Raw genomic sequence first — 24194 nt, 5'->3', positions numbered from 1 at the left:
GCTCGCCTGATGTCGTTGGTCGAATCCGGCGTGAAAGGTCGGCCGAGGTTTCGATATCGCATTTGATCCGGCCCGGGAGCCGATTACCGTCGCGGCCGGGCGAACAGTGTGAAAGGAACGGGGGCGGGCGCGGCGGAGCTTTCCGACTCCGCCGCGCCCCGCGAATGCTACTGCCGGTCAGCGCGTGCGCGGATCGGCGTCGCTGCTGCGGCTGCCGGCTTTGGCCAGGCCACGGCTGATCATGTATCCGACGGTCAGCAGGGTGATGTACCACCACGCCTTGTCAGCGGCAAAGTAGTCGGTGCCGTTGTTGGCCGCACCGTCTCCCACCGCGTTCGAGGCGATCAGTACGCCGATGACCGCCAGCACATAGACGATCAGTTCGGTGGTCTTGAAAGAAGGCTTGGTCTCTTCTCCGCGGAACCGGGCGCCTTTCACAGTGGTGTTCTGGTCCTGGATGTGGGTGCTCGTAGCCATGGTTATCTCCCAGGGGGTCATGTTCGGGCCGCCAAACGGCGGTGAATAGTGCGTACCCGGCAGACGAGGGGTCAATCAGGGGGCGCACAGCATGTTTCCAGACTGTTATCCGACAGGCGTGAGGCAATAATACGAAAAGCATTCACAGCGCCAATTCCGGCGGCGGGACGGGCGGCGCGTATGGTCGGGCGGTGAATCCCGCTGACCTGCAGGGCCTCCGGTCGGGAGACCTCGAGACCCGCGAAGCCCATGTGCACGAACTGCTCGACCGGGCCCGGACCCGCGGTGACGAATCAGCCATCGCGGCGCTGCACGTGCTCGTCCGCGACTATCGGGATTTCCACCGGTCGTTGTATTCGCGGGCGATGAACCACGCGGCCGTCTTTCGCGGACGCCGCACTGCAGGAGCCGTTGCTGGCCGCGCTCGGCGACACCCGGTACAACTGCCAGGCCTGGGCCGTGATGGGTTGCGCGGCGATGGACATCCGGGCCGCCGTGCCCCAGCTCGTCCCGCTCCTCGACCACCCGCAGTGGATGGTCCGGGGCGAAGCGGTGACCGCGCTCGGGCGCCTCGGCGACGCCTCGGTCGTGCCCGCGCTGCGACCTCTGCTCGGCGACCCGGCCGACTGGCTGCGGCAGCGAACCGCCGACGCCCTGGCCCGCATCGGCGGCGATGCGGCACTGGAGGCGCTCTGGTACGAGTTCGAGCATCGGCGGTTCCCCCGGATCGGCTATCTCGCCAGCACGCTGGCCCTGTTCACGCCGGAGGTGGTGCCCCGGCTGCTGGCCGCCGCCGACGGCACCGATCCGGATCAGCGGTACTGGGCGGCCGTCGCGCTGGGATCGACCGGCGATGACCGGGCGGTACCGACGCTGGAGCGCCTGATGGCCGGCGACCGGGGCGTGACCGTGTTCGACGGGGAGGTTCGCACCGCGGCGAAGAAGGCCCTGCGCACGCTCCGTCGCATCCAAGCCGCCATCGCGGAAAGAGAGAGCGCCGAAGCGCAGACCCCGGCCGGCTGACGACGAGGCGCACCCGTCCGGCGGCGCGGACGCCGGCGCCTTCCTCACCGTGATGCGCAACGGCATGGTCGCGCTCGCGGGAATCGGCGCGGCCGAGGCGGTGGACGCGGTGTCGTTCCCGGCGCGGGCGGTGACGTTGCCGGACGGTGAAGGCCGGCGGCTGGGGCACCGGCCGATCGGACCCGCCGGCTCATCGATCCGGACGCGCCCGGGCCGCGCTACTCCGGGCAGCATGTCGTTTATGGCTACACGCCGGGCGACCCGGCCGGTCTCGACCCGGACGAGTACCACATGATCCGTGGCAGCCGAGCGTTCTTCGCTGCACGCCCGCGACGACCCGGGGACCGCGTTCGCCGCCTACGAGGCCCGCCGCCGCGCCGAGAGGAGACGGTGGCCGCGAGCGCGCGCCTGAGCTCCCGGTGAGGACGGCGGACGTCAGAGCCGTCCGGTCGCCTTCAGCAGCAGGTAGAGGTCGGCGACGCGGGAGGCGAGTTCGGCCGGCTCGGCGTCGACCACGGTCGCGCCGAAGCGGCCCAGCACGTCGGCGACCCGCTCCCGTTCGGCGAACGTACGCTGGGCGGCCGCGGCCGTGTGCACGTCGGCGGCCCGGAAGTTCGGCGGCAGTTCGGCGAGCCGGGTCACCTCCGGGTCGCGGGTGCCGGCGACGATCACGTGGTGGCGGGCGGCGATCCGGGGCAGCAGCGGGAGCAGGCCGGCGATCATCGGCGCGACGTCGAGGGCCGTGAAGATGACGACCAGCGACGGTTTCCGGCCGCGCTTCAGCAGTTCCGTGGCGAGCAGCGTGTAGTCGGTCTCGATCAGCGCCGGTTCCAGCGACGCCATGCCGTCGATGAGGCGGGTCAGTTTCTGGTTCTGGCCGCCGTGATCGACGCGGGCCCGCACCTCGGCGTCGAGCGCCAGCAGGTCGACCCGGTCCTCGGCGCGGGTGGCGAGCACCGACAGCAGCAGCGCGGCGTCGATCGCCGCGTCGAGGCGGGGCACGCCCGCGACGCGCACGGCCGAGGTGCGGCCGGTGTCGAGGACGCAGTAGACCCGGCGGTCGCGTTCGGGCCGCCAGGTGCGCACCACCACGTGGCCGGCGCGGGCGGTGCCCCGCCAGTCGATCGAGCGGACGTCGTCGCCGAGCACATACGAGCGCAGCGCGTCGAACTCGGTGCCCTGGCCTCGGCCGCGGGTCACCTGCGAGCCGTCGATCACCCGCATCCGGGCCAGCTTCTCGGGCAGGATGCGGCGCGACGGGAAGTGCGGCAGCACCCGCAGGTTCCAGGCCGGGGTGCGCGCGGTGTTCCACCGGCGGGAGCGCTGCCGGTACGCCAGGCCGAACGGCCCGTACGAGCGGAGCGTCACCCGCACGGCCGGCCGGTTGCCGTGGCGTACCGGAAGAAGCGTGGTCGCCAGAACCTGTTCCTCTCCCGCCGCCAGGGCGATCCGGTGCAACAGCGGGCCGGCCCCGGCCGAGGGCACCCAGCTGTCCCGCACGCCGAGCCGCACCTCGCGGCCGCCCTCGTTGGCCACGGTCAGCGAGACCGTGGCCCGGTCGCCGAGCCAGATCGTGCGGTCGCCGTCGCGCCGCACGGTGACCGCGGTCAGCGCGCCCGCCATCAGGACGTCGACGGCCGCGATCACGCCCCCGGCGACCACCACCCCGAGGACCGCGAGCCACGGCGAGGGCAGGAGCAGCGGCAGCGGGATGCCGAACAGCAGGATGACGGCGAAACGCCTGGTGACCATCGCCGCCTCAGCGCGGGGCCGGTACGGCGGCGAGCACGGCGGCCAGCACCGACTCGACCGTGACGCCGTCCAGGGCGGCGTCGGCCCGCAGCCGTACCCGGTGACGCAGGGTCGGCACGACGTACGCCTTCACGTCGTCCGGGATCAGGTAGTCGCGCCCGTTCAGCCACGCGTACGCCTTGGCCACCGCGAGCAGCGCGATCGTGCCGCGCGGCGAGGCACCCAGTTCGAGCGCCGGGGTCATCCGGGTGGCGCGGGCCAGGTCGACGACGTACGCGAGGACCTCGTCGGCCACCCGGACCTGGCGTACGGCCGCCCGCCCGGCCGCGAGGTCGGCGGCGTTGGCCACCTGGCCCACGCCGGCCGCCTTGAGGTCGCGCGGGTCGAAGCCCAGGTGGTGCGCGCGGAGCACGTTGTATTCCTCGTCGCGCTCCGGCAGCGGCACCGACAGCTTGAGCAGGAACCGGTCGAGCTGGGCCTCGGGCAGCGGGTAGGTGCCCTCGTACTCGATCGGGTTCTGAGTGGCGATGACCATGAACGGCTGGGGCAGCGGGCGCGGCTCACCGTCGACGCTGACCTGCCGCTCCTCCATGGCCTCGAGCAGTGCGGACTGGGTCTTCGGCGGCGTCCGGTTGATCTCGTCGGCGAGCAGCAGGTTGGTGAAGACCGGGCCTGGCCGGAAGTTGAACGCACCGTTGCGGGCGTCGTAGATCATCGAGCCGGTGACGTCGCCCGGCATCAGGTCGGGCGTGAACTGCAGGCGTTTGGTCTGAAGGTCGAGGGCCGCCGAGAGCGCCCGCACCAGCAGTGTCTTGGCCACGCCGGGCACGCCCTCGAGCAGAACGTGACCGCCGCAGAGCAGTGCCACCAGGACACTCCCGACGACCGGGTCCTGACCGACGACGGCCTTGCCGACCTCGGCGCGCAGCCGGCCGAGCGCGAGGCGTGCCTCGTGCGATACGGAGGTCACTGCTTGTCTCCTTCGTTGTTTCCGGGCGCGGCGTGGATGACGTCGTGCAACAGGTCCTGCAGTTGTCTGGTGGCCGCCAGCAGGTCGGCGTCGCGCCTCAGCCGCAAGTTGCCGGTGAACACCGCGGCGAAGCGTTCGACGGCCAGCCCGCTCGCGGCGGCGAGCTCCTCGTCGGTCGCGGTCGGCGCGAGTCCGAGGTGGTCGGTCATCCGGCGCCGGGCGGTCTGCTTGAGGATGCGCAGCGACGGGCCGCGTGAGCCGCCGCGCTGGTAGAGCCGGGCGTGGCCGAGCATCGTCTCGTTGGCCGGCACCCGGGACGGCAGCCGCTCGGCGACCGGTGTGCCCAGGCGGCGCGCCGAGGCGGCCGCGAATGCCGCCCCGGCCAGCAGGACGAGCAGGATGACGGCCCACACCTGCGGCGGGAACGTGTCGGCCTCGCGGCGGGCCTGCTGCGCCTGGCCGTCCGGCTGATGGGTGCGCTGCTGCCCGTCCTGGCCGCCGCCGGACGGGGTGTTTCCCGGGCCCGCGGTGCCGCTGCCGGTGCCGTCCGCAGGCGTCCCGGTGGTGGCCTCCGGGGAGTCGTCCCTCGTCGGGTCGCCGGGCCCGTCCGGGGCCGGGCGGTCGGTGACCACCGGGCCGTCCGAGGTCGGCCACTTGTCCGGGTTGTGCAGGTCGAGCCAGATCACCTGCCGGTTGCCGCCGAGCAGCGACAGGGCGAAGGCGCGGTTGCCGTGCTCGTCGAGCCGGTCGTTGCGGAACGGGTCGGCGGCGCCGACCAGTTCGACCGCCGCCCGGCCGACCGGGAACGCGACCACGCCGCCCCGATAACAGCTGATCGCGCTGGTCTTGTAGTACTGCTTGTGCACGGCCGCGGGAACGGTGAACAGGGCGCAGCCGGGCGCCGGTGCGGAGGCCGCCCAGCGCTCGCCGGCCGTCGACGCCGGCCAGTCCGTCTGCGTGAGGAAGCCGTCGTCCGGACGGACCAGCACGATGCGGCTGCCCGGCGGGAACCACTTCGGGTCGGTCAGATGCTCGACGTCGGTGTAGCCGGGTGCGGTCACGAACAGCGTCGCGTCCTTGCGCGCCCAGAGCGCCGAACTCGCCTGGTAGGTCGTCGTCACCCGGGTCACCGTGACGCCCTGGCCGCGGAGGGCGCCGGCCAGTCGCGACGAGCCGATCGGGGCCTGGCTGTCCGGGTTGAGGTAGTCCTTGTCGGACGGTCCGGCCTGCTGCAGCCCGTGGATGATCGCGGTCGCGACGAACACGGCGATCACCACGGCGATCGGGGTCGCGAGACGCAGCCAGCGCCAGTTGCGCTTGCGCTTGGTCTTCGCGGGTGCCGGCGACGGCCTCGTCGCGGTCGTCGTCATCGCGGGCTCTCCAGGGCTGCCTTGACCTCGGCGGTGAGGCGGCGCATCAGCGCGTCCTGATCGGGGCCGGCCGGGCGGTGCCCGTACCAGACCTCGGAGAAGATGCCGGTCGCCCCGGTCAGCGGAGCCGAGACCGCGGGCCGGTTCGCGCTCGCCTGGACGGCGACCTCGTGGGCGGTCCAGGCCGGGGCGGGCGTGATCACGCCGTACCGGGTAAGCGCCGTGACCGACTCCCGCAGCCGTTCCCGGATGGCCTCGGCGAAGCGGCCTTCGGCCGCGAGCCGATCGGCCAGCGACGCCACCGCGGGCTGTGGACGCGGCTCGGGATCCGGCTGCGGCTCGGGCGCGGGGACCGGTTCGTCGGGCTTGACGGCCTTCGGCTTCTTGGCCTTCTTGCGGCGCGGCGTGCGCTTGAAGGTGAAGTGGGGCCATTTGATGCGCGGCCACCGGATGTGCGGAAAGCGGATCTTGAGCCAGGCCGGGAACGTGTACCAGAGAAGGCCGATCGCGATGGCGACCGCCAGCAGGATCAGCGCCACCAGGGACGGATCGAGGTGGTCGAAGAGGCCGGCGAGGAACTCGTCGTAGTCGCGGGTCACGACTCGCGCCCCTCCTCCGGCCGCGGCGCCTGCTGGTATTGCGCCTGCGCCTGGGCCTGTATCCACTGCATCTGGGCCTGGCGGCTCATCCCGGCCGGCACCGACGGCCGCACCAGGGCCTGCGGCCAGGGCGGCAGCGACGGCTGCGGCGCGACCTGCATCGGCGCGTCACCCCGCGGGCGCTCGTGCACGAAGACCGCGGCCGGGTCGGTGCCGTTGGTCAACGCGCGGCGCAGCGCGATGTCGAGGCCCTCGGACCGGATCCGCGTGTCGATCAGCGTCACGGCGTCGAGGCAGGCGAGCGCCGCGCAGGACACCGTGCCGGCCAGCCCCCACACCGCCAGCACCGGCCAGTCGCCCAGATAGCCGTTCGCGACCAGACCGGCCTGCCAGAGGAACAGGATCGGGCCGATCGCGAGGGCGAGCCGGACGACGAGCCAGATCAGGAAGCCGAAGATCCGGTTGAACAAGCCGCGCAGGCCGGGCCGGGTCACCAGCACGATCGAGCGGCCGAGCGCCCCGAACGGCCACCCGGCCCGGTCGATCACGAGCGCGACGCCGGCCAGGCCGAGGAATCCGGAGACGGCGATCAGACCGACCAGACCGAAGTACGCGCCGGGCCACGCGGCCAGGGCGGGGAGGAGCACGGTCGCCAGCAGCGGCAGCGGGCGCGTCCGCTTGAGCAGCGCCCGGTGGCCCACCTTCTCGCCGATCAGGGCGGGCACGGTGGCCGCACCCGCGTACGCACCGAGCAGCAGGACGATCACGGCGTCGCAGGCCAGCACGGTCGCGATCACGCCCCACCACACGGTGAAGGCCGCATATCCGTCGAGCAGGGGCGCTCCCGCATGCCAGACCGCGATCTGCTCGAGCGCCTGCAGCGGGGCGGCGATCAGCAACAGGGGCAGCGCGCGCTCCCGGAAGAGCACGACGGCCGTGTCGAGCACCTCGCCCGCCATGATCGCTCGCAACGGCAGCGTGCCCCGTGCCCTGCCTCCCCGCATCGAGGCATCCTAGGTGATCATTTGAATCTTCGGGGGACGAGGGCACGGTTCCAGTTATGTCCATCGATGGCGCAACCGGGCATGATGATGGGAGCGCTCCCACTCCCTCGTACCTGGAAGGTTCCCGATGAGACGGATCCTCATGGCGCTGACCGCGCTCGCCCTCGGCATCCTCGGCCTGACCGTGGCCACCCCCGCGCACGCCGCCACCGGCTGCCGGGTCGGCTATCAGGTCACCAGCTCGTGGCCGGGCGGCTTCGGCGCCTCGGTCGCGATCACCAACCTCGGCGATCCGGTGCAGCAGTGGACGCTGGCCTTCGATTTCCCGTCCGGCCAGACGGTCAGCCAGCTCTGGAACGGCGTCGTCGCGCAGTCCGGGGCGACGGTCACGGTGCGCAACGCCGACTGGAACGGCGCGGTCGCCACCGGGGCGACGGCATCCTTCGGATTCAACGGATCCGGGTCCGGTGCGGCTCCGGCGGTCTTCCGCTTCAACGGTACGGCGTGCACAGGCGCCGCCACGACGACCGGCCCGACGCCGCCGACCACCCCACCGACCACGCCACCGACCACGCCGCCCACGACGTCGCCGACCACTCCCCCGACGACCCCACCGACCACCCCGCCGACCTCGCCGCCGTCCACCGGCGCCCCGGTCAAGATCATGGCGCTCGGGGACTCGATCACCGGCTCGCCGGGCTGCTGGCGGGCGCTGCTCTGGCAGATGCTGCCCGCGTCGAAGGTCGACTTCGTCGGGACGCTGCCGGGCCAGGGCTGCGGCTTCCCCTACGACGGTGAGAACGAGGGGCACGGCGGCTTCCTCGCCACCAACGTCGCCGCCCAGAACCAGCTGGTCGGCTGGCTCGCCGCCACCCACCCCGACGTCGTGATGATGCACTTCGGCACCAACGACGTGTGGAGCAACCTCTCCCCCGACACGATCCTGGCCGCGTTCACCACGCTGGTCGGCCAGATGCGCGCCTCGAACCCCCGCATGAAGATCCTGGTCGCGCAGATCCTGCCGATGAAGCCGAGCAACTGCGCCGACTGCGGCCAGCGCGTCGTCAACTTCAACGCCGCCATCCCGGCCTGGGCGAAGTCCCTGACCACCGCCGCGTCCCCGATCACGGTCGTCGACCAGTGGACCGGCTTCGACGACGACACCGACACCTACGACGGCGTCCACCCCAACGACGCCGGCAACCAGAAGATCGCCGCCCGATGGTTCCCATCCGTCTCCGCCGCCATCTCCTGACCGGCACACCGGCCCAGCGCGGTTGTCCGCGCTGGGCCTCAAGCCGCCGACCGGGCGGCCCGCACGGTCGGTGAGAAGTTGCTCCAGGTGAACCACGTCGGGAAGGCACGGACCAGAGCCGGGTCGCCGGCCAGCTTCAGGGTGCCGGCCGCGACCTCGTCGAACAGGTCGCGGCGGCCCATGTAGACCCGGTAGAGCGCGGCCGTCTCACCGTCGACGTGCACGTAGGAGGCCGGATCGAGGCCCGGGTCGGCGTGGCAGATCGAGGCGCCAGCCGGCTCGAGGACCAGCCACAGCCGGCCGGGCTGCGGGCCGGAGAGGCGGAACGCCACCACGGCCTTGCGGGGCGGCAGCGCCTCCGTCGCGACGTGCCGGCTGATCCAGAGGATGAGCAGGTCCGGGTCGAGTTCGGCCTGACTGGGATCCTCCAGCACCCAGCGGGCGGCCCAGTCACCGAGCACCTTCACCACCGGGGTCAGATGCCGGCCGGGCCCGGTCAGCTGGTAACCGGTGCCCGCACCCTCGATGAGCCCGAGCCGTTCCAGATGGCGCAGCCGGTCGCTGAGGACGCTCCGCGAGATGCCGGGCAGCCCCCGGGCCAGCTCGTTGAAGCCGACCGGGCCGAAGAGCAGGTCACGCACGATGAGCAGGGTCCACCGGTCGCCGAGGATCTCGGCCGCCTTGGCCACCGGGCAGTACTGGCCGTAGGTCTTCATGCCCCCGAGTGTCGCCCTACCGGGTGCCGGTCCGGAATCAGAACTTCCCCTATTTCGAGGACGGTCGAACACTTTGGCGAAAGCATCGACCTCTTCATAGGAGCACTGAGGACCATGAAACGCAGAGATCTGCTGGTCGCCACCGCCGCCGCTGCTGTCTTCCCGGCACCGGCCCGCCCGGCACCGGCCCGCCCGGCGCGGGTGCGGGCCGGGAAGCCGAACGCCGCGCTGCACTTCAGCGAGATCGCCGCTGCCGCGATCGCTCCGGACCGGTCACCGGGCAGCGCGGGCGTGCTGGCCGGCATCGTCATCGGGGCGATGCACGACGCGGGCGCGGCGGCCGGCGGGCGATACCGGCCGCTGCTGGCCGGCTTACCCGGCGCTCGAGGCGGTGACGGCGCTCGAGGCGGTGACGTCGCTCGAGGCGGTGACGTCGCTCGAGGCGGTGACGTCGCTCGAGGCGGTGACGTCGATGCGGCGGTGGCGGCCGCGGCGTACGGCGTCCTGACCGGCCGTCTGCCGGCGCAGGCGGCCGTCCTGGCCGACGCCTACGAAAGCTATCTGGCCCTGCTGCCCGGCACCCGCGAGGTTCGCCGCGGCCTCGACACCGGGCGTCGTGTCGGCGAAGAGATTCTGCGGATCCGCGCGGGCGACGGGTTCGACGCCGTCGTGCCGTGGGTGCAGCCGGCGCCCGGGCCGGACGTGTTCGAGCCGGTCGTCACCAACCCGGACGGCACGCCGGCCACCCCGGTCGACGTGAAGCTGCCCCGGGTGCGGCCGCTGGTGATGACGTCGCCGGATCAGTTCCGCCCGGCCGGGCCCAACCGGCTGACCAGCGCCGCCTACACCAGCGACTGGCGGGAGACCCGCGACTACGGACGCATCGACTCCACGCGGCGCAGCCCGGCCCAGACCGGCACCGTGCAGTTCTGGGCCGAGAACACCTACATCCAGTGGAGCCGTGCGCTGCGCGGGCTGGCCGCGGAGCGCGGCCTGAGCACCCTGGCCGCCGCCCGCATGCTCGGCCTCGCCCACGTCGCGGTCGCCGACGCGCTGATCGCCTGCTTCGACGCCAAATACCACTTCGTGTTCTGGCGGCCGGTGCACGCCATCGGCCGCGCCGGCACCGACGGCAACCCGGCCACCACCGCCGACCCGTCCTGGCGGTCGATGCTGGTGGTCAACCATCCCGAATATCCGTCGGCCCACGCCTCGTTCACCGCGGCCGCCACCACCGCGGTGGCCGCATACTTCGGCACCACGCGGGTGCCGCTGACGATGACCAGCACCGTCACCGGCACCACGCGCACCTATCGCTCGACGGCCGGCCCGTCGAACGACGTCGGCGGCGCCCGCATCTGGGCCGGCCTGCACTTCCGCCGGTCCATGGCCGACGGTGCCCGGCTCGGGCGCCGGGCGGCCGCGCTCGTCACCCGGAGGTCGTGAGATGCCGGCCACCGACGTCCTGTATCTGTCGATCAGCAGTAAACGCGACTCGGTCCAGACGTACCTCTCGGCCGCGGTCGCCCGCCGCGACCGCCTGCTTCGCCTCACTCTCGTCAGCGGTGCGCTCGCCGCGGCGATGACCGCGGCGCCCGCCCTCGGCGGGAAGCCCCTGGCCACCTGGCTCACCGTCACCCTCGGCCTGTCCTCGCCGGCCTGGCAGTTGCTCTGCGGCGCCGCCGCGATCTGCTCGCTGACCGCCACCATCGCCACACAGCTCATGAAGTCGCACCATCTCGACGAGAACATCGCCAAGGCGCAGGCAGTCCGTGCCCGGCTCGAGATGCTCGAGGTCGCGACCGGCGTGGGTCAGGTCTCCGAGGCCGAGGCGGCCGAGGAGCTCATGAAATGCATCCAGTCCTTCACACCCTGATCACTTGACGGCGAGCTCGCCCAGCTCGGACCAGTCGTCCTGGTCGACCACCTGGCTGATGATCTTCGGGGTGGCGACCAGGTACTGCGGCAGGTCCAGCTGGGCCTGCTTGAAGTGGGCCGAGCCGACGTGGGCGGCGCCCGCGTCACCGTCGCGGAAGGCCTCGACGAGCACGTAGACGGCCGGGTCGTCGAGGCTGCGCGACCAGTCGAACCACTTGCAGCCCGCCTCGGCCCGGGTCGCCTCGGTGAACGGGCCGCTGATCCGCGGCCAGTCGTCGGCGTGCTCGGGCTTGACCGTGAACCTGGCGGTAATGAAGATCATTTCTGCTCACCTTTCGCGCGATCAGTCACTGGGGTTCCGCTTGCGACCTTGGCGGACGGAGGGTGGTGTCATGGCCGGCAAGGGAACGGGACTTCTGCAGTCCGTCGAGCGGGCGATGCGGGTCCTCGACCACATCGCCGCCGCTGCCGGGCCGGTCGCCGCCCGGGACGTCGCGAAGGCGCTCGGCCTCACCCTCCCGACGACATATCACCTGCTCACGACGTTGGTCACCGGAGGATATCTGGTCCATCTGGGCGACCAGCGGGCGTACGCGCTGGGGCATCGCGTGGACGACCTGGCGCGCGGGCTCCGCCGCCAGATCGCCGCGCCGGCCGAGGTGGAACGGGTCGCCGGGGTGCTGCACCAGCAGGCGCGGGCCGCCGCCTACTACGCGGCGCTGCGCGACACCGAGATGATCGTCGCGCACGTGGCCGAGTGCCCCGAGCATCCCCGCATCCGCCCCCTGGACGTCGGTTTCCATCAGGCTCCACACGCCACCGCCTTCGGCAAGTTGATGCTCGCGACGCTCGGCCGGGACGATCTGGAGATCGTGCTCGGCCACACCGGCACCCCGGCGGTCACCGCGGCCACGGTCACCGACCGGACGCTGCTCGACCGCCAGCTGACCCAGGTGCGCGGGACCGGTCTGGCGATCGAGGTCGACGAGTTCCAGGCCGGTCTGAGCTGCATGGCGGCCCCGGTGACCGACGCGGCCGGGCGCTTCGTCGGCGCGGTCGCGATCTCGATGCCGACCACCCGGCTGCGGGCCGACCGCTGGTCGGTCGAGCGGGCGGTGCGCCTGGGCGCGGTGCGCGCGACCCGGGCGGTCGCCCTCAACACGGCGGTCCGGAAGGGCCGTATCTAGTTTCGAGAAGGCCCTGGCAGAAGCCCGCGTTGCCCTCGATGCTGACCCGCACCGTGCGGGCGAACCGCAGCCAGCCGGGCATCCGCGAGGCGTCGAGCGGATCACCCCGGTCGTCGCAGAACGCCCAGGACGACACGATGCCGAGCCGCTCCCTCCGGCGCACCACACCGTCCGCGGCGCCGGGCGCCGACGACGCCGCCGACGCCAGCGACAGCGTGGGCAACGCGGCCGGCGGCACCCCGCCGGCCACCAGCGCGCGGGCGAGCCGCTCGGAGGCGGCCAGATGCGCCTTCCGCTCGAACGTCGTCCGCAACGCCGCCAGCGAAGGGTCGGCCGTCTCCCCGTCGAAGGTGCACGCGTACGACGTGGCGGCCGCGACCCCCTCGTTGATCTCGGAGGAGACGAAGTGGTCCAGGAGAACCACCTGGACCCACCGCACACCGGGAACGGAAGCCACGGCGTCCCGGGCGTCGGCGACCATGAGCCAGGCGAAGTTCGGGGCACAGAAGTACGTCGGTAGACGGAGCTCGACGCGTACACCCGAAGGGTCTTCGAGTTTGATCCGGAACACGAAACCCAGGTCGGTGATGGGGCGGTCGAGTTCGGGATCCCGCACCGAACTCAGGGCCGCCGTCACCTCGGAGAAGACCGTCATGCCGGGACCTTGACGTCATAGAGGTGGGCCGCGTTGAGGCCCAGGATCTTCTGCTTCGCCGAAGGGGTGAGCACGCCGTATTCCCCCTGCATGTCCTCCGGGATCTGGAAGTCCACGAATTTCTCGATCAGCCATTTGGGCTGCCAGATCGCGTAGTCGCTGCCGAACAGAATGCGGTTCTCGCCGAGCCAGTACAGAAGCTCGCCGATGATCTGGGCGAAATAGCGTGGCCGGCTGTGAATGAACGGCATCGCCACCGCCAGCCCGCCGTAGACGTTGGGTTCCTGCGTGGCGATCCAGCAGAAATCCTCCAGCCGGGGCAGCCCGACGTGCTCGACGATGAACCGCAACTCGGGGAAGGCCGTCGCCGCGTCGTCCACGTCGGCGACGTCGAAGGCGTCCCGGTTCATCGGGTAGACCGTCGGGCCCTTGTGCACGTGGATGTTGCGGATGCCCAGGGAGAGGCACTTCTCGAGATAGCGATAGGCCCACGGGTCGCTCAGTTTCCAGCCCTTCGAATCACCCTTCCACTCGGCGGTGTAGAGCTTGACCCCGCGCAACTGCCACCGCTCGTGCAACCGTTCCAGCTTCTCCAGCCCGGCCTCGCCGTCGCGCGGGTCGAAGCGGCCGTTGACGATGAACCGCCCCGGGTTCCGCTCCGCCATCTCCCCGTTCTGCGCGGTGGTGTTGAAACCGTTCACGTACCAGTCGGTCAGATAGGTCGACTGGAGGATCGCCACGTCGTCGTATCCGACCTCGAACAGGTCGTGAATCATCTTCTCCTCGGAGTAGCGCTCGAAATCCGGGAGCGACCACTGGTATTCCGCCGGGGAGAGATTCGAGTGGTAATCGTAGAAGCACTTGATGAATCCCTCGCCGTAGCGGTTGATCTGGTTGGCCGGCGAACCGTCCCAGAAATGGGTGTGACCGTCGATGACGTAATAGTCCACCCCGTCCTTGCTGTACATCAGGGGACCAGGATTCCGCGTCCCTGCAGGCGGCCGGCCTCGAGGTCGTCCATGGCCTCGTTGACCGCGGCCAGCGGGTAGGTCCGGGTGTGCAGCTTGACGCTGCCCTGGGCGGCCAGCGTCATCAGCTCGGCCAGGTCGTTGTACGAGCCGACCAGGTTGCCGATGATGTTGCGCTCGGTCGAGATCAGATCGATGGTCGGGATGTCGATCGAGCCGCCGTAGCCGATCACGAAGTAGCTGCCGGCCCGCCGGGTGCACGCCAGACCCTCCTTCTCGGCGCCCTGCTCCCCGACGAAGTCGAGCACCACGTGGGCGCTGTCGTGCAGCTCGGACGTGTCCGCGAAGACCTCGTGGGCACCCAGCTGCGTGGCCAGGTTCCGCGCACCCTCCGAGGGGTCGACGACGACCACCCGCGTCGCGGTCATCGCGAGCAGGCATTGCACGCCGATGTGGCCGAGGCCGCCCGCGCCGATCACCACACAGGTCGTGCCCGGATAGAGCAGGGGCACCGCTTTCCGTACGGCGTGGTAGGCGGTGAGGCCTGCATCGGCGAGTGCCGCGACCGCCGCCGGCTCCAGCCCGTCCGCCAGCTTGACCACGGCGCGCGCGTTGGTGACCAGATATTCGGCCATGCCGCCGTCGGTGTCGATGCCGGGGAACTTCGAGTTCTCGCAGTGCACGTCGTCCCCGGCCCGGCACGGCCGGCACAGGCCGCAGGTGACCAGCGGGTGCAGGATCACCGTGTCGCCCGGGGCCACGTTGCTGACCGCGCTGCCCACCTCGCGGACCCAGCCCGCGTTCTCGTGCCCGATCACGTACGGCAGTTGCACGCCGGACTTCTCGGCCCACTGACCCTCGACGATGTGCAGGTCGGTGCGGCACAGCCCGGCCGCGCCGACCTCGACCAGGACGTCGAGCGGCCCGGTCACCCGCGGATCGGGTACCTCGTCGACGGACGGGCGTTTTCCGTAGGAGTGCACGCGTACGGCCTTCATGGGCTGGCTCCCTCGCCGTTGGGGAAATCTTTCCCCGACTTTGCGGTGGCCGCCCGGCGGGAGGACAGCGCGCGTTCAGATGCTGACAACGACTCAGCGAAGCTGGGCGCGGGCCGTCTCGACCAGTTCCGCGAGCTCCCCGAGGAGCCGGCCGATGTCCGGGTCGTCGCGGCCGTACCGGCGGATCAGCCGGTCCACATCGCCCGCGATCGGCACGAACGACGTACGGATGTTGGAGTAGTCGAGCCAGTTGCGGGGCCGCACCCGGCGATAGTGTTCGCCGAAGCTCTCCACCTGGGCGTAGCACCGCCAGAACGCCGCCAGTTTGACGGCCCGGCCGCGTTCGGCCCGGATCTCGCCGAGCAACGCGGTCGCCTCCGCGGCGAGCAGCCGGTCCTCGTCGCGGGCCCGCCCGGCCAGCTGCTCCGCGGTGGCGAGAAAGCCGACCGAGTCGGACCAGCTCGCGGCCAGTGCCCGCGCCGACCGCGGACGGTGCTCGGCCCGGCAGGCCTCCCGCAGCGCGCGGGCGCGAGCCAGGGCGGCCCGGGTGAAGCGACGGTCGAGCCGCAGCGCGTTGTGCCAGAACTCGGCCGCCGCGGAGAAGTCGCCCGCCTCGACGGCCCGGCGCGCGTGCTCGGCCTCGTCGGCGCAGAGCCAGGCGAGCACCGACTGCAACGCCGAGTAGGAAAGGGTGGACCGGCGGGACGCCCACTCGCGGGCGTAGGTGCGCCGGGGATCGTCGCCGCACGGCGCCAGCAGAGCGGCCGCCTCGGCCGGATGCCCGCGGCGCAAAGCCCGCCGGGCCCGCTCGAGGAGAAGCGGAAGCTCGTGGTCGGCCACTTCGTCTTCGTTCACGGCCGCGACTCCCCGGTGCGGAAGCAGACCCCCCGCGACGCAGCGGGAGGTCTACTTTACACGCTGGGTTACCGCACGGGCACGGCTTCCGGCGGTGCGGCCACCTCGGCCGGCGGCTCCTCGTCGCGTACCCGGGCCAGCCTGCTCGGCCACCACATCGCCCGGCCGATGTCCAGGGTGAGGGCGGTGACCAGCACCGACCGCACGACCAGCGTGTCGAGCAGCACGCCGAACGCGACCGCGAACCCGATCTCGGCGAACGCGACCAGCGGCAGGCTGCCGAGCGCCGAGAACGTGCCCGCCAGCACGATGCCGGCCGACGTGATCACGCCGCCGGTCGCGGCCAGGCCGGTGAGCGCGCCCCGCCGGGTGCCGTGCTTCTGCGACTCCTCGCGCACCCGGGTCATCAGGAAGATGTTGTAGTCGATGCCGAGCGCGACCAGGAACACGAAGACGTAGAGCGGGAACGACGTGTCCTCGCCGCCGAAGTGGAACAGGTGGCGGAAGACCAGCGCGCTGACCCCGAGGGCGGCCGCGAACGAGAGCACCACCGTGCCCATGAGCAGCAGCGGCGCCACGACCGAGCGCAGCAGCAGCCCGAGGATGACCAGCACGACCAGCAGCACCAGCGGGATGACCAACCGGTTGTCGTGCCGGTTGGCCTCGTTGATGTCGATGGTCATCGCGGTGATGCCGCCGACCTTGGCGTCGGCGCCGGGGATCGCGTGCACCGCCGTGCGCACCTGTTTGACCACGGTCTGCGCGGCTTTGCTGTCGGGCGCCGCCTGGAGGGTGCCGTCGAGCTCGACCAGGCCGTTCTTGACCACCGGGTCGGCGACCGCGGTGATGCCGGGCGTGCCGGCCAGCGCCTGGCGCACCTGGTCGGCGCTGCCCGCGTCGGCGATCACGGCGACCGGCTGCCCCTGACCGGCCGGGAAGTGCCGGGCCATCGCCTCGAGGCCGACCTCGGCCGGCTGCTTGGTGGTGAAGGTGTCGCCCGAGGACAGTCCGTTGGCGCTGAGCTGGAGCAGACCGAGCGCCATCGCGCCGAGCACGACCGCGGTGGTGATCCAGACCGTGCGCGGGCGGCGGGCCGTCCGGCCGCCGAGCCGGGCCCAGAGGCCGGTCGCGGTCGGCTCGGGGGTGCCGAACTTCGGGCGTACCGGCCAGAACAGCCAGCGGCCGCAGATCACCAGCAGGGCCGGCAGCAGCGTCACCATGGCGAGCAGTCCGACCACGATGCCGAGCGCGGCGACCGGCCCGAGGCCACTGGTCGAGTTGACCTCGGCCAGGGTCAGGATCGACATGCCGACGGCCACGGTGGCCGCCGAGGCGATGATCGCCGGTCCGGCCCGGTGCAGCGCGAACTGCATCGCCTCGTGCCGGTCGGCGTGCCGTCTCAGCTCCTCGCGGTAGCGGGCGACCAGCAACAGGGCATAGTCGGTGCCGGCGCCGAAGACAAGCACGGTCAGGATGCCCGCGCTCTGCGCGTTGACGACCAGGCCGGCGTGTTTGGCGAGCAGGTAGATGACGCCCTGGGCGCTGGCCAGGGCGACGCCGGCCGACAGGATCGGCAGCAGCCAGAGGATCGGGCTGCGATAGGTGATCAGCAGGATCACGGCCACCACGATCAGCGTCGTGTAGAGCAGGGTGCCGTCGATACCGTTGAACGCACCCGCCGAGTCGGCGGCGCTGCCGGCCGGTCCGGTCAGATAGACCTTGAGTCCGTCGGCACCGGTGCCGGTGATCTTCTTGATCGCGTCGGTGCTGTCGACGATCTTGTCCCAGCCGGCGCTGTCCACCTTGATCGGCACGACCGTCTCGAGCGCGGCCTTGTCCTTGCTCGGGACCGGACCGCTGACCTGGCCGGCGAGACCGGGCACGGCGGCGAACGCCTGCGCGTCGGCGGTCGCCCGGGCCTGGTCGGCCGCGGTGATGCCACCGTCGCGCTCGTAGACGATCAGGGCCGGCGCGATGTCGTCCGGCTGGAACTGTTTCTGCAGGTCGGAAACCTTGGTCGCCTCGGCGTTGCCGGGCAGCCAGGCCGAGTTGTCGTTCTTCTCGACGCCGCTGAGCTTGCCGGCCATCGGCGCCGCCACCGCGAGCACGACGATCCACAGTGCCAGCACTACCCATTTGGACCAGCGGCCGCTGACCAGCCGCGCTATCCCACCCGTACCCATAGCCGTCTCCCCCCGGGACAGTCAGTTCGCGCGGAGCGTATGCCGGGGCGCCGGAGCGGCCCAACCCTGAATACGCCGAGCTCAGGGTTATCTCAGGGTTGCCGTCACGCCGTTGTGTCGGGGATGCGAACAATGCGAACCCGGGGTTCGGACAGCGACACGAAGATCGACACGGCATAATTTGTGAGGTGACCAACTGGGAGTACGCACGGCTGGACTACCGCGCCGCGGGCACGCTCGGCACCGACCGGTTCATGGACTGGACCGCCACCTTCCATCACCCGGGCGGCATCCTGCGGTGGGGCACCGACGAGCGCTTCGACGACCTGCAGCACCTCAACCGGGCCGGGGCGGCCGGCTGGCAGGCGTACGACCGGGCCGTCGTCCACGTCAAGGACGAACCGCACCGGCTGAGCAGCGTCGTCTACTCGATGCGCCGCCCCGTGCCCTAAATTGCTCGGCGTGGCAAAAGAACAGGGCCGGAAGCTGATCGCCTCCAACAAGAAGGCGCGGCACGACTACGCCATCCTCAAGACGTGGGAGGCGGGTCTCGTGCTGGCCGGCACCGAGGTGAAGTCGCTCCGCGAGGGCCGCGCCTCGCTGGTCGACGCGTTCGCCCAGGAACACGAGGGCGAGATCATGCTCTACGGCCTGCACATCGCGGAGTACGGCTACGGCAGCTGGACCAACCACGCGCCGCGGCGCACCCGCAAACTGCTGCTGCACAAGGGGGAGATCGCCAAGATCCTGCATCAGCTCGACGACGGCAAGGGCCTGACCCTGGTCCCGCTGTCGATGTACTTCAGCAACGGCTGGGCCAAGGTCGAGCTGGGTCTGGCGCGCGGCCTCCGGACGTACGACAAGCGCCAGGTGATGGCCGAGCGGGACGCGCAGAAGGAGATCGCCCGGGAGCTCGGACGGCGGCTCAAGGGCCGTCGATAGGATCAGGGCGTGGAATTCGGTCTCGACACGTTCGGCGACGTCACCGCCGGCCCCGACGGCAAGAAGCTTCCGTACGCCCAGGTCATCCGTAACGTGGTCGAGCAGGCCGTGCTGGCCGACCGGCTCGGGGTCGACGCGTTCGGTCTCGGCGAGCACCATCGCGACGACTTCGCGGTCTCGGCCCCCGAGATCGTGCTCGCCGCGATCGCCGCCCGCACCGAGCGCATCCGGCTGGGCACCGCGGTCACCGTGCTCAGCTCGGACGACCCGGTCCGTGTCTTCGAGCGGTTCGCGACCCTCGACGCGGTCTCCGACGGGCGGGCCGAGATCGTCCTCGGCCGGGGCTCGTTCACCGAGTCGTTCCCGCTGTTCGGCTTCGACCTCGCCGACTACGACAAGCTGTTCAGCGAGAAGGCCGACCTCATGTCGCACCTGCTCACCGAGGGCCCGGTGACCTGGTCGGGCACGGTCCGGCCACCGCTGACCGACCAGCAGGTCTACCCGAAGACCGAGTCGGGCCGCATCCGCACCTGGATCGGCGTCGGCGGCAGCCCCGAGTCGGTGGTCCGGGCCGCGCAGTTGGGCTTCCCGCTCACCCTGGCGATCATCGGTGGCGAGCCGGCCCGGTTCGCGCCCTACGTCGACCTCTACCGGCGCGCGCTCAAGGAGTTCGGGCAGCCGCAAGATCTGCCGGTCGCGGTGCACTGCCCGGGTTTCGTCGCCGAGACCGACGAGGAGGCGATCGACGTGCTCTGGCCGCACGCCCGCAACATGCTCAACCGCATCGGCCGGGAGCGGGGCTGGCCGCCGCTCGCCCACGACCGCTTCGTCGAGGACATCAAGGTCGGCGCCTGGCACGCGGGCTCGCCCGAGACGGTGGCCCAGAAGATCGCCTCGACCGTGCAGGCGCTCGGCATCCAGCGCTTCGACTTGAAATACTCGGCGGGCACGCTGCCCCACGAACGCATGATGACCACCGTCGAGCTGTACGGCTCGCAGGTCCTCCCCCGGGTCAAGGAGTTGCTGGCCTGAGGTCTCCCACGAAAAAGCGAGGGCCGGCTTCGCCGGCCCTCGCTGTGACGTCGTGCCCGGCTACTTGATCAGGTCGTGGTCGCGGCAGACGCTCTGGAAGGCCGCGGTGCAGACCTCCTTGGCCGTGGCGAAGCCGTCCTTGATCACGTCATCGACGTTGGCGATCGTGATCGACTGCGGCTGCTCGAGCACGGTCGGCACGTAGGCCCCGGACTCCGGGTCCTTCAGCTTGTCGGTCGTGGTCGGCTTCTGGCCCTTGAAGAGGCTCACCGCCAGGTTGGCGGCCGCCTCGGCCTCCGGCTTGATCGGCTTGTAGACCGTCATGCACTGGTCGCCGGTGAGGATGGCCTGCAGGCCGGCCACCGAGGCGTCCTGCCCGGTGACCGGGATCCGGCCGTTGAGGTTCTTCTTCTTCAGCACGCCGATCACCGCGCCGGCCATTCCGTCGTTGGCGGAGAGCACGCCGCCGATGTCGGGTCGCTGGTTCAGCATCTGGGCGAAGATCGTGGTCGCGATCTCCGGCTTCCAGTCGGTGACCGACTGGTCCGGACCCTTCACCATGGTGCCGTCGTCGTAGTTCTGGTTGAGGACCGAGTCGTAGCCGGCCTTGAACAGCGTGGCGTTGTTGTCGGTCGGCGAGCCGTTGATCTCGGCGATCACGGCGTTGTTCTTTTTCTTCTGGTCGAGGCATTGGCGCAGCCCGTAGGCCTGCAGCACGCCGACCCGGTTGCCGTCGAAGGTGACGTAGTAGTCGGCGCCGCCGTTGAGCGTGAGCCGGTCGTAGTCGATCGTCGGAATCTTCTTCGCCTTGGCCAGGTCGAGGGCCGCCTTGCCGCTGACCGAGTCGATGCTCGCGATGATCAGCACCTTGATGCCGCTGTCGACCATGTTCTGGGCGATCTTGACGAAGTCCGCCGCGTTGCCCTGCGCGTTCTCGACCTCGACCGGGACGTTGGCGTCCTTGAACGCCGCCTGGAGGTACTTCGGGTCGGCGGTGCCCCAGCGCTGGGCACTCACGGTGTCGGGGAGGATCACGCCGACCCGGGCCTTGCCGTCGCCCTTACCGACCGTCGTGTTGCTGGTGGTGGCGGCTGACGAGGTCTGGTCATCGGAACTGTCACACGCAGTCATGGTTGCCGTCGCCAGCAGACCGACCGCCGCGAAGGTCAACAGTCTCTTGCGCATTGGGAAGCAGTCCTTCCGGGTGTATCGCTACCTGTGGGGGGCGCCGACAGGCCGCACTAGTATCGACCAAAGCGCGAGGCACCCGACAAGGGGTACGGCACGAGGAAGAAAAATAGTTCATTTCCCGTCCGTAAGCATCCTCCGACTACGCAACGCGCAGGGGCCGGACGGCCCCCTACACCGCAACTGCGCACCCTTTCAGGGGACGCGCCGCCGGATCCACCAGCCACAAAAGGCCGCCAGCGCCCGAGATATCGCGACTAGCTCGTCTAATTCACGCCATCGGGCTGCCGAGTACGCCTTGTCCGGAAATGTACGACAGCCTCGGTCTCAGATGCTGCGAATCGGGCCACCACGGACACGCCGAGCGATCGGCCGGGCGGACCCGGTCCGTCGGCCCGGTGAAGACTCGCTGGGGGCGGACCCTCGGCACAGAAAAGAGGCCCGGCCGCCGGGCCGGGCCTCTCGGAAGCGGGTCTTACCAGTTCACGGCGATGTATTTCGACTCGAGGTATTCCAGCAGGCCCTCGTGGCCGCCCTCCCGGCCGATGCCGCTCTGCTTCACCCCGCCGAACGGCGCGGCCGGGTCGCTGACCAGGCCACGGTTGAGGCCAACCATGCCTGCCTCCAGCGCCTCGCTCACCCGCAGGCCGCGGGCCAGGTCGCCGGTGTAGAGGTACGCCACCAGGCCGAACTCGGTGTCGTTGGCCATTCTGATCGCCTCCGCCTCGTCGGTGAAGGTGACGATCGGGGCGACCGGGCCGAAGATCTCCTCCCGGAGGATGGCCGAGCCCGGTGCGACGCCGGTGAGCACGGTCGGCGGGTAGTAGAAGCCCTTGCCCTCGGGGCGCGAGCCGCCGATCGACGCCGCGGCGCCCTCGTCGAGCGCGCCCCGCACCAGGCCGTCGACCTTCGCGACCGTGTCCTCGTTGACCAGCGGACCGACCTGGGTCCTCTCGTCGGTGCCGGGCCCGACCACGAGCGCGGCCATCTTGTCCGCGAGGCGACGGGAGAACTCGGAGGCCACCGACTCCTCGACATAGAACCGGTTGGCCGCGGTGCACGCCTCGCCACCGTTACGCATCTTGGCGATCATGGCGCCGTCCACGGCGGCGTCGATGTCGGCGTCGGCGAAGACCACGAACGGCGCGTTGCCGCCCAGCTCCATCGACGTGTTGACGACGTTCTCCGCGGCCTGGGCGAGCAGGATGCGGCCCACCTCGGTCGAGCCGGTGAACGAGATCTTGCGGACCCGCGGGTCCTTGAGCATGGCCGAGACCACCTTGCCCGAGCTGCGCGAGGGCAGCACGTTGACGACGCCCTCGGGCACGCCGGCCTCGGCCAGGATGCCGGCCATGGCGAGCGCGGTCAGCGGAGTGTCGCTGGCCGGCTTGAGCACGACAGTGCACCCGGCGGCCAGGGCCGGGCCGATCTTGCGGGTGGCCATCGCGGCCGGGAAGTTCCAGGGCGTGACGAGCACGCAGACGCCGACCGGCTGGTTGACGACCAGGATGCGGTTGGCACCCGACGGCGCGTTCTTGACCAGGCCGTCGACGCGGACCGCCTCCTCGGCGAACCAGCGGAAGAACTCGGCCGCGTACGTCACCTCGCCCTTGGCGTCGACCAGGGCCTTGCCGTTCTCCAGGCTGACCAGCTTGGCCAGCTCGTCGGCGCGCTCGGTCATCAGCTCCCAGGCCTTGCGGAGCACCTCACCGCGTACGCGCGGAGCGGTCGCCGCCCAAGCGGGACCCGCGGCCGCCGCCGCATCCACCGCCGAGATCGCGTCCGATTCGCCGCCGTCGGCCACCGTCCCGATGACGTCGCCGGTGGCCGGGTCCAGCACGTCGAAACGCTTACCGGAAGAGGCGGAGACCCATTTGCCGCCGATGAACAACTCTGTTTCCACAACCGTTCTCCCTACCCCAAGAGCGCCCAGGCATCACTAGTCTGGTCCCGATGTCTGCGAATCCGCCACGCTTCGGTGTCGTCGGGGCCGGGATCGTCGGTCTGGCGATCGCCCGCCGCCTGACCGAACTCGGCTATCCGGTCACGGTCCTCGACAAAGACGACCATGTCGCCGCACACCAGACCGGCCACAACAGCGGCGTGGTGCACGCCGGCCTCTACTACCAGCCCGGCTCGCTCAAGGCGAAGCTGTGCCGGCGCGGCATGACGCTGCTCGAGGAATATTGCGCCAAGCGCGGCCTGCCCTACGACGCGGTCGGCAAGCTGGTCGTGGCGCGCGACGAGAGCGAAGTGCCGGGTCTCGACGAGATCGAGCGGCGCTCCCGGCTCAACGAGGTGCCCGCCCTGCGCCGCGTCTCGGCGGCCGAGATCAGCGAGATCGAGCCGCACGCGCGCGGAGTCGCCGGGCTGCACTCGCCGCGGACCGCGATCGTCGACTTCGTGGCGGTCGCCGAGGCCTACGCCGACGACGTGCGGCAGGCCGGCGGCGAGATCGTCTTCGGCGCCGAGGTGACCGGCCTGCAGGGTGCCCGGGTGCAGACGACGGCGGGTGAGTTCGGCTTCGACCGGGTGGTCATCTGCGCCGGGCTGCAGTCCGATCGGGTCAGCAGGCTGGCCGGCGACACCCCGGGCCCGGCGATCGTGCCGTTCCGCGGCGAATATTACAAGATCAAGCCCGGGCGTTCCGGCCTCGTGCGCGGCCTGATCTACCCGGTGCCCGACCCCCGTTACCCGTTCCTCGGCGTGCACCTCACGCGCCGGGTCGACGGCTCGGTCGAGGTCGGCCCCAACGCCGTGCTCGCGCTCGCCCGCGAGGGCTACACCTGGGGAAACGTCGCCGCCGGCGACCTTTGGCAAACCATGATGTGGTCCGGCTTCCGGCGCATGGCACGCCGCCATTGGCGTACGGGGATAAAGGAGCTCTACGGGAGCGCGTCCAAGCGGGCGTTCGTCGCGGCCGCCCAGTCCTACGTCCCGGACCTGCGGGTCGACGACGTGGAACGCGGCGGGGCCGGCGTGCGGGCGCAGGCGGTCGACGCCGACGGCTCCCTGGTCGACGACTTCCGCATCCACCACCGCGGCCCGGTGACCGCGGTGCGCAACGCCCCCTCCCCCGCCGCCACCTCGTCGCTGGCGATCGCCGAGCACGTGGTCGGCGAGCTGATCGAACGCTAGGACC

At 71.0% G+C, this 24194-nt stretch carries 24 protein-coding genes and 1 pseudogene; 10 read left to right on the top strand and 15 right to left on the bottom strand.

Annotated features, from left to right (window positions below; all coding sequences use genetic code 11):
* Positions 1 to 177: 177 nt before the first annotated feature.
* Positions 178 to 477, bottom strand: a complete 300-nt coding sequence (locus tag ACIA5C_RS40600; protein ID WP_396065023.1) for a hypothetical protein — start codon at positions 475 to 477, stop codon at positions 178 to 180.
* A gap of 411 nt (positions 478 to 888) precedes the next feature.
* Between ACIA5C_RS40600 and ACIA5C_RS40595 the strand changes: the two genes are divergently transcribed.
* A complete protein-coding gene (locus tag ACIA5C_RS40595) occupies positions 889 to 1500 on the top strand; it encodes a HEAT repeat domain-containing protein (protein ID WP_396065020.1) in 612 nt (203 codons plus the stop codon).
* A gap of 4 nt (positions 1501 to 1504) precedes the next feature.
* Positions 1505 to 1818 (top strand): annotated as a pseudogene (locus ACIA5C_RS40590) (hypothetical protein); the annotation flags it as partial.
* 117 nt (positions 1819 to 1935) lie between these two features.
* On the opposite strand, the gene ACIA5C_RS40585 reads toward ACIA5C_RS40590, so the two are convergent.
* The 5 genes from ACIA5C_RS40585 to ACIA5C_RS40565 are packed head-to-tail and all read right to left on the bottom strand — an operon-like array spanning position 1936 to position 7195.
* Positions 1936 to 3252 carry a DUF58 domain-containing protein gene (locus tag ACIA5C_RS40585; protein ID WP_396065018.1) on the bottom strand — a complete coding sequence of 439 codons (1317 nt, stop codon included), beginning with the start codon at positions 3250 to 3252 and terminating at the stop codon, positions 1936 to 1938.
* 7 nt (positions 3253 to 3259) lie between these two features.
* Positions 3260 to 4222 (bottom strand): AAA family ATPase, encoded by a 963-nt coding sequence (locus ACIA5C_RS40580; RefSeq protein WP_396065016.1) that lies wholly within the window; start codon positions 4220 to 4222, stop codon positions 3260 to 3262.
* Entirely contained in the window at positions 4219 to 5592 is a 1374-nt protein-coding gene (locus ACIA5C_RS40575) for a DUF4350 domain-containing protein (RefSeq protein WP_396065014.1), read from the bottom strand. Before ACIA5C_RS40575 ends, ACIA5C_RS40580 begins: the two co-directional genes overlap by 4 nt.
* Positions 5589 to 6191, bottom strand: a complete 603-nt coding sequence (locus ACIA5C_RS40570) for a DUF4129 domain-containing protein (RefSeq protein WP_396065011.1) — start codon at positions 6189 to 6191, stop codon at positions 5589 to 5591. The genes ACIA5C_RS40575 and ACIA5C_RS40570 overlap by 4 nt, the downstream gene beginning before the upstream one ends.
* Positions 6188 to 7195 (bottom strand): hypothetical protein, encoded by a 1008-nt coding sequence (locus tag ACIA5C_RS40565; RefSeq protein ID WP_396065008.1) that lies wholly within the window; start codon positions 7193 to 7195, stop codon positions 6188 to 6190. Before ACIA5C_RS40565 ends, ACIA5C_RS40570 begins: the two co-directional genes overlap by 4 nt.
* A 127-nt stretch (positions 7196 to 7322) precedes the next feature.
* Here ACIA5C_RS40565 and ACIA5C_RS40560 point away from each other — a divergent pair, with 127 nt between their 5' ends.
* Complete coding sequence (locus ACIA5C_RS40560; RefSeq protein WP_396065005.1) at positions 7323 to 8450, top strand: cellulose binding domain-containing protein; 1128 nt, start codon at positions 7323 to 7325, stop codon at positions 8448 to 8450.
* A 38-nt stretch (positions 8451 to 8488) separates the two neighbouring features.
* On the opposite strand, the gene ACIA5C_RS40555 is transcribed toward ACIA5C_RS40560, so the two are convergent.
* Entirely contained in the window at positions 8489 to 9166 is a 678-nt protein-coding gene (locus tag ACIA5C_RS40555) for a winged helix-turn-helix transcriptional regulator (protein WP_396065003.1), read from the bottom strand.
* A 114-nt stretch (positions 9167 to 9280) separates the two neighbouring features.
* On the opposite strand from ACIA5C_RS40555, the gene ACIA5C_RS40550 reads away from it, so the two are divergent.
* A complete protein-coding gene (locus tag ACIA5C_RS40550) occupies positions 9281 to 10612 on the top strand; it encodes a vanadium-dependent haloperoxidase (RefSeq protein WP_396065000.1) in 1332 nt (443 codons plus the stop codon).
* A 1-nt stretch (position 10613) separates the two neighbouring features.
* The gene (locus ACIA5C_RS40545) at positions 10614 to 11042 is read left to right on the top strand and encodes a hypothetical protein (protein WP_396064998.1); all 429 of its coding nucleotides are present in this window, start codon (positions 10614 to 10616) and stop codon (positions 11040 to 11042) included.
* Here the strand turns inward: ACIA5C_RS40545 and ACIA5C_RS40540 are convergent, their stop codons facing one another.
* A complete protein-coding gene (locus ACIA5C_RS40540) occupies positions 11043 to 11366 on the bottom strand; it encodes a putative quinol monooxygenase (protein ID WP_396064996.1) in 324 nt (107 codons plus the stop codon).
* A 70-nt stretch (positions 11367 to 11436) separates the two neighbouring features.
* Between ACIA5C_RS40540 and ACIA5C_RS40535 the strand changes: the two genes are divergently transcribed.
* On the top strand, positions 11437 to 12231 hold the full coding sequence (locus ACIA5C_RS40535; RefSeq protein ID WP_396064993.1) for an IclR family transcriptional regulator: 795 nt from the start codon (positions 11437 to 11439) through the stop codon (positions 12229 to 12231).
* On the opposite strand, the gene ACIA5C_RS40530 is transcribed toward ACIA5C_RS40535, so the two are convergent.
* The 5 genes from ACIA5C_RS40530 to ACIA5C_RS40510 form a co-directional block, all read right to left on the bottom strand.
* Positions 12200 to 12886 (bottom strand): iron-sulfur cluster assembly protein, encoded by a 687-nt coding sequence (locus ACIA5C_RS40530; protein ID WP_396064991.1) that lies wholly within the window; start codon positions 12884 to 12886, stop codon positions 12200 to 12202. The genes ACIA5C_RS40535 and ACIA5C_RS40530 overlap by 32 nt on opposite strands.
* Positions 12883 to 13854, bottom strand: a complete 972-nt coding sequence (locus ACIA5C_RS40525; RefSeq protein ID WP_396064988.1) for an amidohydrolase family protein — start codon at positions 13852 to 13854, stop codon at positions 12883 to 12885. Before ACIA5C_RS40525 ends, ACIA5C_RS40530 begins: the two co-directional genes overlap by 4 nt.
* Entirely contained in the window at positions 13854 to 14852 is a 999-nt protein-coding gene (locus tag ACIA5C_RS40520) for an NAD(P)-dependent alcohol dehydrogenase (protein ID WP_396064986.1), read from the bottom strand. The genes ACIA5C_RS40525 and ACIA5C_RS40520 overlap by 1 nt, the downstream gene beginning before the upstream one ends.
* Positions 14853 to 14945: 93 nt before the next feature.
* The gene (locus ACIA5C_RS40515) at positions 14946 to 15707 is read right to left on the bottom strand and encodes a hypothetical protein (RefSeq protein WP_396064984.1); all 762 of its coding nucleotides are present in this window, start codon (positions 15705 to 15707) and stop codon (positions 14946 to 14948) included.
* A 68-nt stretch (positions 15708 to 15775) separates the two neighbouring features.
* Positions 15776 to 17890, bottom strand: coding sequence for an MMPL family transporter (locus ACIA5C_RS40510; RefSeq protein WP_396064982.1), 2115 nt, complete (start codon positions 17888 to 17890; stop codon positions 15776 to 15778).
* A 188-nt stretch (positions 17891 to 18078) separates the two neighbouring features.
* Between ACIA5C_RS40510 and ACIA5C_RS40505 the strand changes: the two genes are divergently transcribed.
* From ACIA5C_RS40505 to ACIA5C_RS40495, 3 genes are read left to right on the top strand one after another with little or no spacing between them, the layout of a single operon-like run.
* Positions 18079 to 18342 (top strand): hypothetical protein, encoded by a 264-nt coding sequence (locus ACIA5C_RS40505; RefSeq protein ID WP_396064980.1) that lies wholly within the window; start codon positions 18079 to 18081, stop codon positions 18340 to 18342.
* A gap of 10 nt (positions 18343 to 18352) precedes the next feature.
* Positions 18353 to 18832, top strand: coding sequence for an SsrA-binding protein SmpB (gene smpB, locus ACIA5C_RS40500; protein ID WP_396064978.1), 480 nt, complete (start codon positions 18353 to 18355; stop codon positions 18830 to 18832).
* Between the two features lie 9 nt (positions 18833 to 18841).
* Positions 18842 to 19864: an LLM class flavin-dependent oxidoreductase gene (locus ACIA5C_RS40495; protein ID WP_396064976.1), complete on the top strand. Its 1023-nt coding sequence runs from the start codon at positions 18842 to 18844 to the stop codon at positions 19862 to 19864.
* Between the two features lie 60 nt (positions 19865 to 19924).
* Here the strand turns inward: ACIA5C_RS40495 and ACIA5C_RS40490 are convergent, their stop codons facing one another.
* Together ACIA5C_RS40490 and ACIA5C_RS40485 are read right to left on the bottom strand one after the other, a co-directional pair.
* Complete coding sequence (locus tag ACIA5C_RS40490) at positions 19925 to 21049, bottom strand: sugar ABC transporter substrate-binding protein (protein ID WP_396064974.1); 1125 nt, start codon at positions 21047 to 21049, stop codon at positions 19925 to 19927.
* 478 nt (positions 21050 to 21527) lie between these two features.
* Positions 21528 to 22955, bottom strand: a complete 1428-nt coding sequence (locus ACIA5C_RS40485) for an NAD-dependent succinate-semialdehyde dehydrogenase (protein WP_396064972.1) — start codon at positions 22953 to 22955, stop codon at positions 21528 to 21530.
* Positions 22956 to 23005: 50 nt separating this feature from the next.
* On the opposite strand from ACIA5C_RS40485, the gene lhgO reads away from it, so the two are divergent.
* Positions 23006 to 24190, top strand: a complete 1185-nt coding sequence (lhgO, locus tag ACIA5C_RS40480; RefSeq protein ID WP_396064970.1) for an L-2-hydroxyglutarate oxidase — start codon at positions 23006 to 23008, stop codon at positions 24188 to 24190.
* The last annotated feature ends 4 nt before the right edge of the window (positions 24191 to 24194 follow it).

It is taken from the genome of Actinoplanes sp. NPDC051343, assembly GCF_044455125.1.
GTDB lineage: Bacteria > Actinomycetota > Actinomycetes > Mycobacteriales > Micromonosporaceae > Actinoplanes.
This window is presented reverse-complemented; position numbering and strand designations above follow the sequence as displayed.